The sequence below is a fragment of the Nocardia abscessus NBRC 100374 genome, assembly GCF_000308455.1.
Taxonomy (GTDB): Bacteria; Actinomycetota; Actinomycetes; order Mycobacteriales; family Mycobacteriaceae; genus Nocardia; species Nocardia abscessus.
This window is the reverse complement of the sequence record NZ_BAFP01000092.1, coordinates 1-16643: the sequence shown is the minus strand read 5'-3', so window position 1 is coordinate 16643 and position 16643 is coordinate 1. Positions and strand designations below refer to the sequence as shown.

Sequence of the window (16643 nt, the reverse complement as noted above, 5' to 3'; positions counted from 1 at the left end):
GGATCCGGGGCGGTGCGATTCGGTGCATGGTCCGAGCCTCTCATTCGGCCGCCCGAGGGCAGCGCACGCGCCGCGTCGACATGTCCGGCAGGGGTGTCCACCCGGCGACATGGGTCCGGCCGACATGAACTCTTCGCGAATACCGGCGCGGCGATCGTTGCCGCGTGTGGGAGCGTGCGCGGGCCCTCGCGGTGCCGAGAACCGGGTGACGCCGCAGCACGGCAGCCGATGGCCGCGACTCGGCGGGGTGGACGGAATGTGTTCGCGCTCACCGGAGTTTCTCGCACGTTGCTAGGATGCCGGGGCGTCGGCGCGCGCATCCGGCCCCGGTGCCGAGTGTCAGGTGTCGGCGTACCGGCGTGCCGAGGATGGCGCGCCGGGCACGGTGCCGACCGGAGTCCGCCGGAGCCGGACGAAAGCGGCGCGACCGGAACGAGTTAGGGGTAGACGCAGTGTTCGAACTGACCAGGCGGCGCAGCCGATGGATCCTGGCCGTGTTCGTGGTCCTCGCACTGGCGATGGGCACGCTGAGCGCGACGCTGTTCGACAAAGTGCAGGGCGGCGGGTACATCGACCCCGGCAGCGAATCGAGCCGGGCGACCGCCGTGCTGCGGGACACCTTCGGCCAGGCCACCCCGAATTTCGTGCTGCTGGTGCAGACTCGCCGGTCGGTGGACGACGACGCGGCGGCCACCGCGGCGACGAACCTGGTCACCGAGCTGAAGTCGGTATCCGGCGTCGCGGGCGTCACCTCGTACTGGACCGACAGATCGCCCGCGCTGCGCAGCACCGACGGCACCAAGGGACTGATCGTGGCCAGCATCCTCGGCGAGGAGGCCGAGGTCGACAAGCGGGTGGGTGATCTCGCCGACAAGTTCGGCGGCACCCACGGTCCGCTCGAAGTGCGGGTGGGCGGTTACGCGATGCTGCTGCACGAGACGGTGCAGCAGAGCGAAAAAGACGTCGTACTGGGCGAATCCATCGCTTTCCCGATCACGCTGATCGCACTGCTGCTGGTGTTCGGCGGGTTGGTCGCGGCCAGCCTGCCGCTGGTGGTCGCGATGATCACGGTGATGATCACGATGGGTGCGCTCTGGCTGATCGCGAGCGTCACCGATCTCGCGGCGACCGCGACCAACGTCGCGACCTTGCTCGGACTCGGCCTGGCTATCGACTACAGCCTGCTGATCATCAGTCGCTACCGCGACGAACTGGTCGCCGGGCAGCAACCAGGGGCCGCGGTGGCCGCCACCATGCGCTCGGCGGGCCGGACCGTCGTGTTCTCCGCCGTCACCGTTGCTGTAGCCCTGTCGGGACTGCTGTTCTTCCCACTGCTGGCCGTGCGGTCGATGGGATACGCCGGTCTGGCCGTCGCCGTGATCGCCGCGACGGTATCGCTGACGGTGCTGCCCGCGATCCTGTACCTGCTCGGCACCAAGATCGACAGCGGACAGTTGTGGTGGTTCCTGCGCGCCGCCCGCCCCGCGCCCGGCGAGGGAGCCTGGCATCGCCTGGCCCGGTTCGTGATGATGCGGCCGGTGCCGATCGGGCTCGCGGTCACCGCCCTGCTGCTCGTACTGGGCACGCCGTTCCTCGGAGTGAAACTCGGCTTCCCCGACGAACGTTCGCTGCCGGAATCGATGAACAACCGGCAGGTCACCGAGACCATCCAGCGTGACTTCGCCGCCACCGAGCAGAACGGGCTGTTCGCGGTGCTGCCCGAAAGCGCCTACAGCGCAGCGGGGTTGGACGCCTACGCCCGGGAGCTGTCGGAGATCGAGAACGTCAGCCGGGTCGACACCGCCACCGGCAGTTACAGCCACGGTGGTCTGCTCGTCGCGCCCACCACGGCCAACGACCGCTTCCGCGCCGAGAACGCCGCCTATCTCGCGGTGGTCCCGGACACCACCGATCCCGGCGTGCTGGACCGGATCGCGCGCGACGTGCGCGCGACGCCCACCGCGTCACCGGTGCTGGTCGGCGGCGTTGCCGCGGCCAACGCGGATGCGATCGGCGCGGTGGTCGCGGCACTGCCGTACGCGCTGGGCTTCGTCGTGCTGATCATGCTCGTGGTCCTGTTCCTGCTCACCGGGAGCGTCGTGCTGCCGCTGCTGGCGGTCGTGCTCAGCTTCCTGAGCCTCACCGCGACCTTCGGCGCGCTGGTCTGGATCTTCCAGGACGGGCACCTGTCCGGCCTGCTCGGCTTCACCGTCACCGGAGACCTGCCGCCGACGGTTCCGGTCATGCTGTTCGGCGTGGCGTTCGGCCTCGCCATGGATTACCAGGTGTTCCTGCTGGCGAGGATCCGGGAGGAGTACCAGCGCACCAGGTCCAACGCGCTGGCCGTCACCTCCGGGCTGGAACGGATCGGCCGGATCGTCACCGCGGCGGCGGTGCTGATCTCGCTGGTCTTCCTCGGTTTCCTCGCCTCCGACATCACCTTCATGAAGGCGTTCGGGATCGGGCTTCCGCTCGCCGTCCTGGTGGACGCCACCCTGGTGCGCGGCTTCCTGCTGCCGGCGGCGATGGAACTGCTCGGCCATTGGAACTGGTACGCGCCCGGCCCGCTGCGCGCACTGCACCGGCGGTTCGGCATCGAAGAGGAGCCCGCCGCCCCGGCGGTCGCAGGCCGCGAGGACTGGCTCCAGCCCGCGCGGCTGTGAGCCGCGTCCCGGCCGGGTCGATCGGGTAGGGTCGGCCGGGCAGTCCGGGGAGGCCCACACGGGGTGGGACGGCTGTCGGGAGATGTGGAGGGCGACCGCGATGACCTATCCATCCGGTTCCGGATTCGGCGGCGGCCGAGAGGATCACGGGAAATCGGACGAGGCGCGGTACCAGTCGGACTGGGGGCGGATGGGTCCGCCGAGCGCGTACCCGATGGCGGCGTGGGAGCCGCCGCCGCTGCCGCCGCCGCCCAAGTCGCGAACGGGCGTCGTCGTCGGACTGGTGGCCGGTGTCGTCGCCGTGCTCGTAGCGGTTGCCGTGGGCGTCGCGGTGTATCCGCGCGAGCACGGGCACGCCCAAGCCGCGGCCACGTCGGCCGAAGCGACCACCCGCGCGAGCGGCGTCACCAGCACGCGACCTGTCCGCCCTGCGTCGGGCAGGCTGAGCTACACCGAATACGCGAAGGACTGGGACTTCCGGTTCGATCGCGTGCAACTGCACGCCGACTGGGTCGACGGGCGTGATCACGCCGATTGCGACCCGATCGAGGTGGCAAGCAAGCTCACCGGTCTCGGCTGCGTCTACGCGGCGGAGCTGGTGTACCGCGCCGAGGGCGGCGCGCTGATGCTCACCCAGTTCGTCCTGGGCATGACCGACCCGGGCCGGGCGGCCGCGGCGAAGGACCGGTTCACCGACGCGGACCTGAAACTGCGTCCCGGCACGTACATCAAGGGCCACGCGACCGGCAAATGGAAGGACGGCAGCGAGAAGGAATTCGTGGTGATCACCTTCGCGACCGCCACCGATGCCGTCGACGCGCCGACGGCCGAGAAATACCTGCGCTACCGGCACGCCGACACTCTCGGCGCGCTGGCGTTCCGCTAGCGCAGGTCGCTCGTCCGGGCGCGGACGGCCGTCGGGCGCGGGTCAGATCCCGCCGGTGGACAGCAGTCCGCCGTCCACCCGCACCGTCTCGCCGGTGATCCACGCCGCCTCGTCGGAGACCAGGAAGCCGATCAGCCGCGCCACATCCTCCGGCGTGCCCAGCCGCTTCATCGGGTACACGCTCGCGGCGCGCTCCTCGTCGGTCGAGTACAGCGCGTCGGCGAACTTCGTCTTGATCACGCCCGGCGCGACCGCGTTCACCCGGATCTTCGGCCCGAGCTGCCAGGCGAGCTCACCGGTGAGGTGGATCAGCGCGGACTTGGACGCACCGTACGCGGCGATCACGCCGGTCGAGCGGATGCCCGCCACGCTGGCCACGTTGACCACGGCGCCGCCGTGGTCGCGCATCCACGCCCGATAGGCCTCCTGGATGTAGCCGAGAGCCGCGACCACGTTCACATCGAAGATCTTGCGGACCGCGTCCAGATCGGCGTCCATCAGGGAGCCGAAGACCGGGTTGATGCCGGTGTTGTTGATCAGCACGTCCAGCGAACCGAACTCCGCCACCGCGCGCTCGACCGCGGCCGCCCGATCCTCGGCGACACCGGAGTTGCCCGCCAGGGCGACCACCTGGCCCTGGTGCCCCAGCCCGCGCAGCTCGGCGGCGGCTTCCTCCAGCGGATCCTTCTTCCGCGCGGTGATCAGCACGTTCGCGCCGCGGCCGAGCAGCTCCGCCGCGACCGCCTTGCCGATGCCCCGGCTGGCCCCCGTGACCAGAGCGCTCTTGCCCAATAGATCGGTACTCATGGCATCGCACGGTAGCGCAGCTGATCGCGCGAGCCGTTACCGCCGTCACATGCGGGGTGCTGGAATGGGGGAGGACCGTTCCTCCCGGTAAAATCGGTGGTTCTTGTGCGCGTCGGGTCGCACAATCGAGCACGCGTCCAGCACCACGATCCGCGAGGAGAAATTTGTGATCACCGCGACCGACCTGGAGGTCCGGGCCGGAGTCCGCACCCTGCTGTCCGCTCCCGGACCGGCGCTGCGGGTACAGGCGGGCGACCGGATCGGGCTGGTCGGGCGCAACGGTGCGGGCAAGACCACCACGTTGCGGATCCTGGCCGGTGAGGGTGAGCCGTACGCCGGGAAGATTCTTCGCTCCAGCGACATCGGTTACCTGCCCCAGGACCCGCGCGAGGGCAATCTCGACGTGCTGGCCCGCGACCGGGTGCTGTCCGCGCGCGGCCTGGACACGCTGATCCGTGAGATGGAAAAGCAGCAGGCGCTGATGGCGGAGGTCGCCGACGACAGCGAGCGCGAGAAGGCGGTCCGCAAGTACGGCCGGCTCGAGGAACGGTTCTCGGCGCTCGGCGGCTACGTCGCCGAGAGCGAGGCGGCGCGCATCTGCCACAGCCTCGGTCTGCCCGACCGCGTGCTTGGCCAGGCGTTGCGCACCCTGTCCGGTGGTCAGCGCCGCCGAATCGAATTGGCGCGCATCCTGTTCGCGGCTTCCGACGGCAGCGGCGGGCGCTCGGACACGGTCCTGCTGCTGGACGAGCCGACCAACCACCTCGACGCCGACTCGATCACCTGGCTGCGCGGTTTCCTGCAGAACCACGACGGTGGCCTGATCGTGATCAGTCACGACGTGGAACTGCTCGCCGACGTGGTGAACAAGGTGTGGTTCCTGGACGCCGTGCGCGGCGAGGCCGACGTCTACAACATGGGCTGGAAGAAGTACCTGGACGCGCGCGCCACCGACGAGCAGCGCAGGCGCCGCGAACGCGCGAACGCCGAGAAGAAGGCGAGCGCGCTGCGCGCCCAGGCGGCCAAGCTCGGCGCCAAGGCCACGAAAGCGACTGCGGCGCAGAACATGGCCAAGCGCGCCGATCGCCTGCTGGCCGAGCTCGACGACGTGCGCGTCGCCGACAAGGTCGCCCGGATCAAGTTCCCGGAGCCCGCGGCCTGCGGCAAGACGCCGCTGATGGCCGAGAACCTGACCAAGGTCTACGGCTCGCTGGAGATCTTCACCGGCGTCGACCTCGCGATCGACCGGGGCAGCCGGGTGGTGGTGCTCGGACTCAACGGCGCGGGTAAGACGACGCTGCTGCGCCTGCTGGCGGGTGTCGAGCAGCCGACGGCGGGCGGGTTGGTGCCCGGGCACGGCCTGAAGGTCGGCTACTTCGCCCAGGAGCACGACACCCTGGACGACAACGCCACCGTGTGGGAGAACATCCGCCATGCCGCGCCGGACGCGGGCGAGCAGGATCTGCGCGGCCTGCTCGGCGCGTTCATGTTCTCCGGTCCGCAGCTCGACCAGCCCGCGGGCACCCTGTCCGGCGGTGAGAAGACCCGTCTGGCGCTGGCCGGACTGGTCTCTTCGGCGGCGAACGTACTGCTGCTCGACGAGCCGACGAACAACCTCGACCCGGTGTCGCGAGAACAGGTGCTGGACGCCCTGCGCACCTACGCAGGCGCCGTGGTGCTGGTAACGCACGATCCGGGCGCAGCGGAGGCGTTGTCTCCGGAACGCGTGATCCTGCTTCCGGACGGGACAGAAGACCATTGGTCGGCCGAATATCTGGAACTTATTCAGCTTGCGTGAGTTTCATCACACGAACCCGTTGATCATGGCCAGCTGAGTGCTTAGCCTGGAAAGACGCTGCTCGGCGACTCGGAGGAAGCCATGAGCGACAGGCCACAGAGCAAGGCCCCATTGGGTAAGGGCACACGCGTCACCGGGAAGTCACGCGACCGCCTACAAACCCAGCTGAAGAAACAGTACGAGGCGGGTGCGAGCATCCGGTCCCTGGCGCGGTCCACCGGCCGCTCCTACGGATTCATCCACAACGTCCTGGTGGAGTCGCATGTGCAGCTCCGCAGCCGGGGTGGAGCCAATCGCCGCAAGGTGCAATAACGCCGTGACGGCGCGATGACTTCGCGCCGCGAGGACCGTCGACACAATAGGGACACATTGTCGACGGAAGGAACCTCGCGGTGCGCAACGTGCTGTTGCAGATCATGGTGACACTGGACGGCTACGCGGCCGGCCCGGACGGAGCGCTCGACTGGATCGAAGTCGACGACCCCGAACTGGACGCCTACCTCGCCGAGCTGCTCGGCGGCGTCGATGCCCAGATCTTCGGGCGCACCTCCTACGAGCTGCTCGCGAAGTATTGGCCCGACGCGCAACGAAATCCGGCGACGCCCGGGGACGCGATGCTCGCGCCGCTGGTCAACGCGCTGCCGAAACTCGTGCTGTCGCACCGGCCGGACCTGGAGCTGCCGTGGCAGCCCGCGCGCCGGATCGGCGCGGACCTGCCCGCCGACATCGCGGAGCTGAAGAACGGCTCCGGCAAGCCGGTGGTGGTGTTCGCCGGTGTCCGCACCGCGCAGGAATTCCTGCGTCTGGACGCGGTGGATGAGCTTCGGCTGCTGGTGTTTCCGGTGCTGCTCGGCGGGGGCCGCCCGCTGTTCGAGGGCATCGCGCCGCGGCGGCTGCGGCTGGTGGACAGCGTGGCGTTCCGTGCCTCGGGCGTGCTGTTGCAGACCTATCGCCGGGCTCAGTAGCCCGCCACCGTGCCGTCACCGTCCACCAGCAGGTTGGCCAGACTGCGAAAGATCGGCAGACCGGTCTTGACCTCGAGGTAGGCGAATTGGCCCTGCGGATTGACCTCGAGAAAGTAGTACTCGCCGTCGCGGCCCAGCCGTATGTCGAGTACACCGAAGGACAACCCGAGCGCGCCCATCAGGGTGGCCAGGGACTTGCTCACCGCGGCGGGCAGGTGGTCGGGCGTGAAATCGACCGAGGTGTCCAGGCGTGAGTCGACCTTGCCCACGCCGGCCTGCGAGTCGATGCGCACGGTCCATTCGACGCCGTCCACCCACACCACCCGCAGGTCGCAGACGGCGTCGACGTAGTCCTGGAAGGTGGTCGGCGCCGAGCGGATCGCGGCCAGCCTGCCGAAATCGTCTTTCGAGATGATCCTGGTCTCGGCGAACTCCGCCCGGCTGGTACCGGTGCGTTTGTAAACGACCGGGCCGGGCCGGGATTCGACGAAGCTGCGCGCCTCGTCCGGGTCGTTGGTGATCAACGTCTCCGGCACCGCGAACCCGGCCCGCAGCGCCGTCTCGAGTTGCACGATCTTGCGTCCCGCGGTGCGGTCCGCCCCGGGGTCGTTGACCCAGTAGGCGGGAATGGACCAGAGCAGGCCCTGGATGAATCCATCGCACTCGGCCTGGCGAAAATCGTTGTCCGAGGCACGGACACCCGCGGGCACCCGCGCCGGATGCGGGCGCCGCCACCACACCGACCGGACGTCGTCGAGGCCGATCAGGTGCGACAGCGAGCGCGCGGTGCCGAGCCGGTCCAATCGGAAGCTGCCGGATTCGCGGGGGAAATCACGCAGGTCGAGTTGGATCGGGCCGATCCCGTGGTGTTCTCGTAACGTCGCCGCCATCGCGGTGGCGTGTAGATCATCGGATTCGGAAACGATCAGAACCGAACTCCGCCGGCGTGCGGCCATCCGCCTGCCGCTCAGTCGAGGCTGTCGCAGTTGATGCCGTCGTCGCTGCCGTCGATCGACCTGGTCTGACAGTAGGTGAACGTCGCCCCGCTCGCGCCGGGGATGTCGACGAGTTGCAGGCGGTCGGCCCAGATTTCGGTCAGCTGCCGCAGCTGGTCGTCGCCGAGCGCCTCCGACGGCGACTCCGGAATGGTCATCGGCCGATCGATCAGATCGATGCGCAGCCTGCGGGTGAAGTCGGCGGTGGCGCCCGCGCGGATGTCCACGAGCACCGGTCGGCCGTCCTGATCGGACTGCGGCACTGCGGAATCGACCACGCGTAGGACATCCGACCGACAGAACGTCCACGTTCCCTCGGCGACGCGCACGCTGATCTCGCGGTCCGATTCCGCGACCAGCAGACCCTGGAGCGGGGGAACGCGGTCACCTTTCGGCGTCGTCCCGGGAAGGCGGATTGCGTCGGTCATAGCCTTTTCTCCGATCTGCTCACGATTTGCCACGACCCCCAAGCGTGTGAGCGATCATATCGCGACAAGGGTCCGCGTCGGCTCGGATCGCGAGATTTCCCGGCCTGCGGCAAACCGAATTCCGATCGACAAGCGCCGAGGGCCGAAAGATTTCCGGTAGTCTGGAAACGCGTACGGCGCAATCATCGAGCTATTCCGACGCGCTGCGCGTCGGTGCCCATAGCCCGATATTGGCGGCTGTGCATCTGTACTTTCGCGCACCGCGGCGGTGGTGCGGACCGGGGCTCGGAGACGACCGCTTCCGCGCGCGGCATCGTATTTCTTCCGCCCGCATGCGCGGTGCTTCGTCATCTCTGTGCTCGAATTCCGTTGCTCCCAACAAATCCGGGAGTCCGGCGAGCTCAGCTGCGGTTCGCGTTGCGCTCCGCCCACCAGGCGGGGGCATCGATGAAGTGGTTGTCGAACTCGTCTTGCGCGGCGGCGAGATCGGCCATCGTGGATTCGCCCGCGGCCATCCGTTCCAGCAGCCGGAAGTACTCGAACCGCTGCACGCCGGGAGTGAGCGCGATCAGGATCCGTGCCGTGCTGTCCGGCGCGGCGCCGAAGGCGTGCGGCATGAACTTCGGCACCACGATCGAACCGCCCGCGCCGACGGTGACGATCCGGTCACCGGCCAGCAGTTGCAATTCGCCGTCGGCGACATAGAACAGCTCGTCCGAACGCGTGTGATAGTGCGGCGCCGCGCCGTCCGCTCCGCGATCCATGGTGACCTCGAGCGTGCTGAGCCCGCCGCCCGCCTCTTCGGCGTCGATCAGCAGGCGCAGGGTGACCGCCGTCGTGCGCAGGATCTCCGCGTCCTGCGGCTGCCGGACCGCGACGTCCTTGCGCGGGGTGGGGAGGGTCATCTCGATCTCCATTAGTTCGGTGACTAATAATTCGCCACCGAACTATATCCCGGCGAATAGAATCCTGTCCATGACCGAGCGAAAAACGGACGCCGTCGACGCGATCGTGGCGCAGTGGGGGCGCGAACGGCCGGACCTCGACCTCGAGGCGATGGGCGTGATCGGCCGCCTGAGCAGGCTGTGGCTGGTGGCGCAGCGCGAGATCGAGGCGGTGTTCGGTAAGCACGGCCTGCAGCGTGGCGAATTCGATGTGCTTGCCGCGCTGCGCCGTTCGGGCGAGCCGTGCGAACTCAACCCGTCGGTGCTGGCCGACACGCTGATGCTCTCCCGGGCGGGCATGACCGGACGACTGGATCGGCTGGAGTCGGCGGGGCTGGTGCGGCGGGTCGCGGACGCGCAGGACCGCAGAGCGGTACGCGTGGCCCTCACCGAGGCAGGGCGGGAACTGGTGGACCGGGTGGTCACCGAGCACGTCGCGAACGAGACCCGGATGCTGTCCGTGCTCACCGTAGCGGAACGGACAGAACTGGACCGAATCGCGCGAATTCTGCTGAGCAGCATGGAACCGGACGCGTAGCGGCGATAGCTCGCGCAGCCGCCGATCCGCCGAATCGCGCTCTACGTGGGAGAACTCGTGCCGCGATGAGGTAGCCCGATACTCGTGTCAGCAGCGGCGCCCAGGTCTACCTTGAGATTGCGTGCCGAAGGGGTCGGTGCGGTTGGGGCAAGGAGGACACGATGATCGACATCATCACTTTCCGCGGCACCGGCGAGCCGCGCAACTCCGACGGAACGCCCGCGGGCATGCTGCACGACGTCACGAAACTACTCGACACCGGCAAGTTCAGCTGCTTCGAACCGGATTGGCCCGCTTCGGTGGGCCCCGTGCCGGAGGCATGGGGGCCTTCGCTGGAGACCTCGGTGCGGCGCGGCATCGCCGCGGGCGTGCAGGCGATCCAGGACTCGCCGAACGTCTGCGGGCTGCTGAGCTATTCGCTCGGCGGCATCTGCGCCAGCCGGATCCTGGAGGGCGTCCAGTCGGGAAAGTACAAGAACGTCGACGGCACACCGTTGGAGATCGCTTTCGTGGTCGGCATCGCCAATCCCTTGCGCCGGGCCGGGCAGTCGGTCGGAAATCTCTGCCCGGCGAACACCTTCGGCCTGCACGGGCAGCGGGGCGCGTGGCCGGCCTCGGTGGCGGTGCGCGAGTACGCCAATCCCGGTGACATCATCACCGCGTCCCCGTCGAATTCCCCGCTGCGCATCATCAACGTGGGTATCTCGCCGTTCTCGTTCGTCGAAGGGGCTCGCATCGGAGACATCGCGCCGCTGATCTTCGCCGAACTGCTCGAGATTCTGCTGCGCGACCCGATCGGCAATCTCGACCGCTACACCGCGGCGGTCCGCGGCGTCGTCGGCTACCTCACCCCCTGGCCCTACGGCCAGCACGTCCTCTACAACCACCAGCACATGCCGGGGACGAACGTCCCGTGGACAACGCACGCCGCGGAGTACATCAATACGACGTTCTGAGAGGCGGGGGAGCGCTCACTGCTTGCGACGAACCGAAGCTTCGACGAGATCCAATACGGCCGAGAGGTTCTCGTTGGTGTGCCCGGAAGCGATCCGGGCGATCAGTCCGTCGAGGACGAGATCGAGGTAGCCGAGCAGGACGTCGGTGGGCACGTCGTCACGCAGCGCGCCCGCGGCCTTGCGCCGTTCCAGGCGGGCCAGGGTGGCCGCGGTGAGCTCGGCCGAACGCTGGGTCCAGCCTGCGCGGAATTCGGGATCGGTGCGCAGCCGCCGCGCGATCTCCAATCGCGTTCCGAGCCAGTTGAACTGCTCCGGGTGGGCGAGCATGTCGCGCATCACCTGCACGATGCCCTGGTTGGCCGCGACGTCGGCCATGCGTTCGGCGTCCTCCTGGGCGAGGGCGAGGAACAGTGCGTCCTTGTCGCGGAAGTGGTGGAAGATGGCGCCCCTGGATAGCCCGATCTCTTCCTCCAGGCGACGCACGGTGGCGCCGTCGTAGCCGTACTCGGCGAAGCAACGGCGTGCCCCGTCCAGAATCTGGCTGCGCCGGGCGGCGAGGTGATCGTCACTGACCTTGGGCACGGAATCCTCCAGTGGGGAAACACGGACCCCCGCATCGACGGTCCACCGATGCGGGGGTTCTCACAGTACGAGCGATACGAGCAGTGATCCGAGCGACCGCGATGACGGCGTGCTGGGACTGACAACCCAGGTGCTCGCGGAGATGCGGCCGCTTGCGCGATCGCGACTCCGCCGGGAGTGAGTCTTACGAGCGACGTTCGCGCCCGTCTCGTGTTCGCGTGCCCGAAGCGCATGCGCCGCAGGCGCGAGTCTCGGGCGCGCGAACACGAGACTTCAGGGGCGCGAACACGCGCCGCCGAAGGCGGCGCAATCAGGCCCTGATCATGTTGCGCAGCACGTACTGCAGGATGCCGCCGTTGCGGTAGTAGTCGGCCTCACCGGGAGTGTCGATCCGCACGACCGCGTCGAAGGTGATCTTGTCACCGTTCTCCTTGGTCGCGGTGACCTTCAGGGTCTTCGGGGTGACACCCTCGTTCAGCTGGGTGATGCCCTCGATGTCGAAGGTCTCGGTGCCGTCCAGCTTCAGCGACGCGGCCGACTCGCCCGCCGGGAACTGCAGCGGGATGACGCCCATGCCGATGAGGTTGGAGCGGTGGATGCGCTCGAACGACTCGGTGATGACGGCCCGCACGCCCAGCAGGCTGGTGCCCTTGGCGGCCCAGTCACGCGAGGATCCCGAGCCGTACTCCTTGCCGCCGAGCACGACCAGCGGGATGCCCGCGGCCTGGTAGTTCTGCGACGCGTCGTAGATGAACGCCTGCGGACCGCCGTCCTGGGTGAAGTCGCGGGTGTAGCCACCCGAGACGTCGTCGAGCAGCTGGTTGCGCAGCCGGATGTTGGCGAAGGTGCCGCGGATCATCACCTCGTGGTTGCCGCGACGCGAGCCGTAGGAGTTGTAGTCCTTGCGCTCGACACCGTTGGCCTCCAGGTACTGGGCGGCCGGGGTGCCCGGCTTGATGTTGCCCGCCGGGGAGATGTGGTCGGTGGTGACCGAGTCGCCGAGCAGTGCGAGTACCCGGGCGCCCTTGATGTCGGTGACCGCCTCCGGCGTCTGCGGCATGCCCTCGAAGTACGGAGGCTTGCGCACGTAGGTGGACTGCGGATCCCACTCGAAGGTCTTGCCCTCCGGCGTGGGCAGGCCACGCCAGCGCTCGTCGCCCCGGAAGACGTCCTTGTAGTCCTCGAGGAACATGTCGCGGCTGATGACCCGGTCGATGGTGTCCTGGATCTCCTGCGGCGCGGGCCAGATGTCCTTCAGGAAGACGTCGTTGCCCTCGGTGTCCGTACCCAGCGGGTCGTTCTCGAAGTCGAAGTCCATGGTTCCCGCGAGCGCGTAGGCGATGACCAGCGGCGGGGAGGCCAGGTAGTTCATCTTCACGTCGGGGGAGATGCGGCCTTCGAAGTTGCGGTTGCCCGACAGCACCGCGGTGACGGTGAGGTCGTTGTCGTTGACCGCCTTCGAGATCTCCTCCGGCAGCGGGCCGGTGTTGCCGATGCAGGTGGCGCACCCGAACGCGACCAGGTTGAAGCCCAGCTTGTCCAGGTACGGCCACAGGCCGGCCTTCTCGTAGTAGCCGTTGACGACCTGCGAGCCCGGCGCCATGGAGGTCTTCACCCACGGCTTGCGGGCCAGGCCCTTCTCCACCGCGTTGCGGGCCAGCAGGGCCGCGCCGATCATGACCGACGGGTTGGAGGTGTTGGTGCAGGAGGTGATCGAGGCGACCACGACGGCGCCGTGGTCGAGCACGAAGTCGCCGTACTCCTCGGTGCGCACCGCCACCGGCTTGGACGGACGGCCCTCGGCGCCGTTGGCGGCCGACACCAGCGACTCGGCGCCGTCGTCGGCGAAGGACAGCACGGCAGGGTCGCTCGCCGGGAAGGACTCCTCGACGGCCTCGTCCAGCTTGCTGTGCGGGGTGTGGGCGGCGGGGCCGCTCTCCGCGTCGCTGGTGTAGTTGTGGATGTCCTTGCGGAACGAGACCTTGGACTCCGACAACAGGATCCGGTCCTGCGGCCGCTTCGGGCCCGCGATGGACGGGACCACGGTGCTCAGGTCCAGCTCGAGGTACTCGGAGTAGGCGGGCTCGGAGTCGGCATCGTGCCAGAGGCCCTGCTCCTTGGCGTACGCCTCGACCAGCGCGACCTGCTCGTCGGAACGGCCGGTCAGGCGCAGGTATTCGACGGTCACGTCGTCGATCGGGAAGATCGCGGCGGTGGAACCGAATTCGGGGCTCATGTTGCCCAGGGTGGCGCGGTTGGCCAGCGGCACCTCGGCCACGCCCTTGCCGTAGAACTCGACGAACTTGCCGACCACGCCGTGCTTGCGCAGCATGTCGGTGACGGTGAGCACCACGTCGGTCGCGGTCACGCCCGGGTTGATCTCGCCGGTCAGCTTGAAGCCGACCACGCGCGGGATCAGCATCGAGACGGGCTGGCCCAGCATGGCCGCCTCGGCCTCGATGCCGCCGACGCCCCAGCCGAGGACGCCGAGACCGTTGACCATGGTGGTGTGCGAGTCGGTGCCGACGCAGGTGTCGGGGTAGGCCTGGCCGTTGCGAACCATGACGACGCGGGCCAGGTGCTCGATGTTGACCTGGTGCACGATGCCGGTGCTCGGCGGGACGACCTTGAAGTCATCGAACGCGGTCTGGCCCCAGCGCAGGAACTGGTAGCGCTCACCGTTGCGCTGGTACTCGATGTCGACATTGCGCTCGAACGCGTCCGCGCGGCCGAAGACGTCGATGATGACGGAGTGGTCGATGACCATCTCGGCGGGGGCGAGCGGGTTCACCTTGTCCGGGTCGCCGCCCAGGGTGGCCACGGCCTCGCGCATGGTGGCCAGGTCGACGATGCACGGCACGCCGGTGAAGTCCTGCATGATCACGCGGGCGGGGGTGAACTGGATCTCGGTGTTCGGCTGCGCCGACGGGTCCCATTTCGCGATGGCGCGAATATGATCGGCGGTGATGTTGGCGCCGTCCTCGGTGCGGAGGAGATTCTCCGCGAGGACCTTCAGTGCGTAGGGGAGTTTTTCGGTGCCGGGCACGGCGGAGAGGCGGAAGATCTCGTAGGAGTTGCTTCCCACCTCGAGGGTGCCCTTGGCGCCGAAAGTATCGATACTTGTCGTCACGTCAGCTCCACTCGTCTGTGCGGGCGGCCGTCGGCGGGGCTGTGCCGGCGACCGAGTCTTCGGAGGTGCTCCGGCGCCGCTGGGGCGCAGGTTCCTCGCGCCTATGACCTTAACAGTACGCTTGTCCTGTGAAATACCAGGGGGCGGTTCGGCGTGCCGCGCCCGCGTGATGCGACACTCCGTCGCGTACTGTGCTTTCGAGCCAGCAAGGGGGACCTCGCTCGACCCTGCAGTGTTGGATGCCCGTCGCTTCGGTTGCCGATGCGGCTCGACAGACCGGATGGAAGATGACCGCCCCGCACAACTCGGTTTTCGCCCCTATGGCCGCCGAACTGCCGCCCAATGTCAGCGCCGACACCGTTCGCTCGCTCACCGCCGACCTGGCCGATGATCACGTCGCGACGCTGACCGGCAAGGACGAGCCCGAGTTGGCCGCCGTCGCCGCGGAGGCGCGAGCGCAGGGAATCCCGCTGAGCATCGTGGTCGTCCCCGGCAATCCAGGACACGACTCGAGCCTACGGGACCTGGCCACCGAGGTGGGCAAGACGCAGCACGGCACCGTCGTCGTCTTCAGCGACGACTGGATCGGCACCTACAGCGATTCGATCAGCCGGGTGCGGCTGGAATGGGCCGAGGACGCCGCGAAGGGCAAGCAGGGCAAGAGCGGGGAGGCCGCGAGCATCTTCGCCGCCCGCCTGGAGGCGCCGGAGCCGGTGTCGTGGACCGCGATCACCAGCACGCTGCTGGCCGGGACGGCGGTGGCCATCGCGGGACTGTACTGGGTCAAGGCCCGGCGAGCGGCGAACGAGGCCGCGCCGGTGCGAGTCGCGAGCGATCGGCGGGCGGCGGAGGGCGAGTCGCCCGACGCACGTACCAGCTGAGTTCGGCGCAGCGCGCCTCGACGTGATCGGCTGAGGCCGACTCGATCCTCGCCGGGTTGCCCTTCGCCTCGATCGACCACGGCTGTCGGGAACTGCCGAGGCGGCTACCTCTGTCGATCTGTGCGAGTCCGCCGTGACCTTCGCTCGATGTGAAGGCTGCCCCTGCCCGATTCTGGGGGGCAATCGGGCTACTGGTTTCCAGGCAGCTAATTTTCCGAACGGTTGGTCTGCTGTAGCTCACTGAATCGTCTGCGGCGAATAGCAAACTTTGAGCAATCAAGATTCGCGGGCGCATAGTTGCGTGAATGTTGTTTCGTCGGTGACGGAAGTGTCTTACGGTTCGAATGGTCCCTGATGGGGAATAAGTGTTTTCAGAGGCCATCTGTCGACCACGGTGCGTCATGGTTCGCCTGATGCCCTCGAGGATTAGCGGAATCCGGTCCTTGGAGGTGTGATGCGCAACAACGGCGCGCTGACCTACCGGCGCCGACTATCGATCGCTGTGGGATTGCTGATCTCGGTCGCTGTAGTGGTCACGACCGGGCCGGTTGCCGCCGTGCCACCTGCTCCGCCAAATCCCAGCGACGGCCAGATCGCCCAGGCGGGCGCACAGGTCGACGCCGGTGTCGCCGAGGTCGGCACCCTGATCAACCAGGTCGCCGCGGTCGACCACCAGCTGCGGCAGCTCGACGACGTGGTCGCGCAGCGCCGTGAAGACGTCAACAAGGCGCTGGTCGACCTGCAGAACGCACGCGACGCCGCGGACGCGGCCGCCGCCGTGGTGGTCGACACCCAGCTCGCCTTGGCCGGCGCCGCGGAACAGGTCGGCCAGGCGCGGCGCAACTTCGACCAGTTCGCCACCCAGGTCTATACCCGGCCCGGCTCCGACTCGATGGTCACCTACCTCGCGGCGGCCACCCCGGCGGTCGCGCTGGATCGGGCGCAGCTGCTGGACCTGGTCTCCAAGAATCGCCAGCAGGTGCTGGACGGCCTGCGGCGCGCGCAGATCGACCAGGGCAACAAGAACTCCAGCGCCCGGCGGGCGAAGTCGGACGCCGACGCGGCCGCCG

Annotated in this window: 14 protein-coding genes and 1 pseudogene; 9 read left to right on the top strand and 6 right to left on the bottom strand. The window is 68.3% G+C overall.

Features of this window, described 5'->3' with window-relative positions:
* Positions 1 to 452 precede the first annotated feature (452 nt).
* Positions 453 to 2663 (top strand): MMPL family transporter, encoded by a 2211-nt coding sequence (locus tag ON19_RS17780; protein WP_051169013.1) that lies wholly within the window; start codon positions 453 to 455, stop codon positions 2661 to 2663.
* A gap of 100 nt (positions 2664 to 2763) precedes the next feature.
* Positions 2764 to 3549: a hypothetical protein gene (locus ON19_RS17775; RefSeq protein WP_043693590.1), complete on the top strand. Its 786-nt coding sequence runs from the start codon at positions 2764 to 2766 to the stop codon at positions 3547 to 3549.
* Positions 3550 to 3591: 42 nt separating this feature from the next.
* Here the strand turns inward: ON19_RS17775 and ON19_RS17770 are convergent, their stop codons facing one another.
* Positions 3592 to 4356 (bottom strand): SDR family oxidoreductase, encoded by a 765-nt coding sequence (locus ON19_RS17770; RefSeq protein ID WP_043693587.1) that lies wholly within the window; start codon positions 4354 to 4356, stop codon positions 3592 to 3594.
* A 166-nt stretch (positions 4357 to 4522) separates the two neighbouring features.
* Between ON19_RS17770 and ON19_RS17765 the strand changes: the two genes are divergently transcribed.
* The 3 genes from ON19_RS17765 to ON19_RS17755 all read left to right on the top strand — a co-directional run bounded on the left by ON19_RS17765 (position 4523) and on the right by ON19_RS17755 (position 7119).
* Positions 4523 to 6154, top strand: a complete 1632-nt coding sequence (locus ON19_RS17765; RefSeq protein ID WP_043693920.1) for an ABC-F family ATP-binding cassette domain-containing protein — start codon at positions 4523 to 4525, stop codon at positions 6152 to 6154.
* Positions 6155 to 6235: 81 nt separating this feature from the next.
* Positions 6236 to 6466: a helix-turn-helix domain-containing protein gene (locus ON19_RS17760; RefSeq protein WP_043693584.1), complete on the top strand. Its 231-nt coding sequence runs from the start codon at positions 6236 to 6238 to the stop codon at positions 6464 to 6466.
* An 80-nt stretch (positions 6467 to 6546) separates the two neighbouring features.
* On the top strand, positions 6547 to 7119 hold the full coding sequence (locus ON19_RS17755) for a dihydrofolate reductase family protein (RefSeq protein WP_086006659.1): 573 nt from the start codon (positions 6547 to 6549) through the stop codon (positions 7117 to 7119).
* Here ON19_RS17755 and ON19_RS17750 read toward each other — a convergent pair.
* From ON19_RS17750 to ON19_RS17740, 3 genes are all read right to left on the bottom strand, one after another.
* Positions 7113 to 8009, bottom strand: coding sequence for an MvdC/MvdD family ATP grasp protein (locus ON19_RS17750; protein ID WP_227954700.1), 897 nt, complete (start codon positions 8007 to 8009; stop codon positions 7113 to 7115). The genes ON19_RS17755 and ON19_RS17750 overlap by 7 nt on opposite strands.
* A 77-nt stretch (positions 8010 to 8086) precedes the next feature.
* On the bottom strand, positions 8087 to 8542 hold the full coding sequence (locus ON19_RS17745; RefSeq protein WP_043693579.1) for a hypothetical protein: 456 nt from the start codon (positions 8540 to 8542) through the stop codon (positions 8087 to 8089).
* Positions 8543 to 8943: 401 nt separating this feature from the next.
* Positions 8944 to 9447, bottom strand: coding sequence for a cupin domain-containing protein (locus ON19_RS17740; protein WP_043693914.1), 504 nt, complete (start codon positions 9445 to 9447; stop codon positions 8944 to 8946).
* A gap of 70 nt (positions 9448 to 9517) precedes the next feature.
* Between ON19_RS17740 and ON19_RS17735 the strand changes: the two genes are divergently transcribed.
* Both ON19_RS17735 and ON19_RS17730 read left to right on the top strand, forming a co-directional pair.
* Positions 9518 to 10024, top strand: coding sequence for a MarR family winged helix-turn-helix transcriptional regulator (locus tag ON19_RS17735; protein WP_174377702.1), 507 nt, complete (start codon positions 9518 to 9520; stop codon positions 10022 to 10024).
* A gap of 161 nt (positions 10025 to 10185) precedes the next feature.
* Positions 10186 to 10980, top strand: a complete 795-nt coding sequence (locus tag ON19_RS17730) for a hypothetical protein (RefSeq protein WP_043693576.1) — start codon at positions 10186 to 10188, stop codon at positions 10978 to 10980.
* 15 nt (positions 10981 to 10995) lie between these two features.
* Here ON19_RS17730 and ON19_RS17725 read toward each other — a convergent pair whose 3' ends face one another.
* Complete coding sequence (locus tag ON19_RS17725; protein WP_039798681.1) at positions 10996 to 11562, bottom strand: TetR/AcrR family transcriptional regulator; 567 nt, start codon at positions 11560 to 11562, stop codon at positions 10996 to 10998.
* A 310-nt stretch (positions 11563 to 11872) separates the two neighbouring features.
* Positions 11873 to 14692, bottom strand: a complete 2820-nt coding sequence (gene acnA / locus ON19_RS17720; RefSeq protein WP_043693572.1) for an aconitate hydratase AcnA — start codon at positions 14690 to 14692, stop codon at positions 11873 to 11875.
* Positions 14693 to 14979: 287 nt separating this feature from the next.
* Between acnA and ON19_RS17715 the strand changes: the two genes are divergently transcribed.
* Both ON19_RS17715 and ON19_RS17710 read left to right on the top strand, forming a co-directional pair.
* On the top strand, positions 14980 to 15573 hold the full coding sequence (locus ON19_RS17715; protein WP_051169012.1) for an Rv1476 family membrane protein: 594 nt from the start codon (positions 14980 to 14982) through the stop codon (positions 15571 to 15573).
* Between the two features lie 454 nt (positions 15574 to 16027).
* Positions 16028 to 16643 (top strand): annotated as a pseudogene (locus tag ON19_RS17710) (NlpC/P60 family protein); the annotation flags it as partial.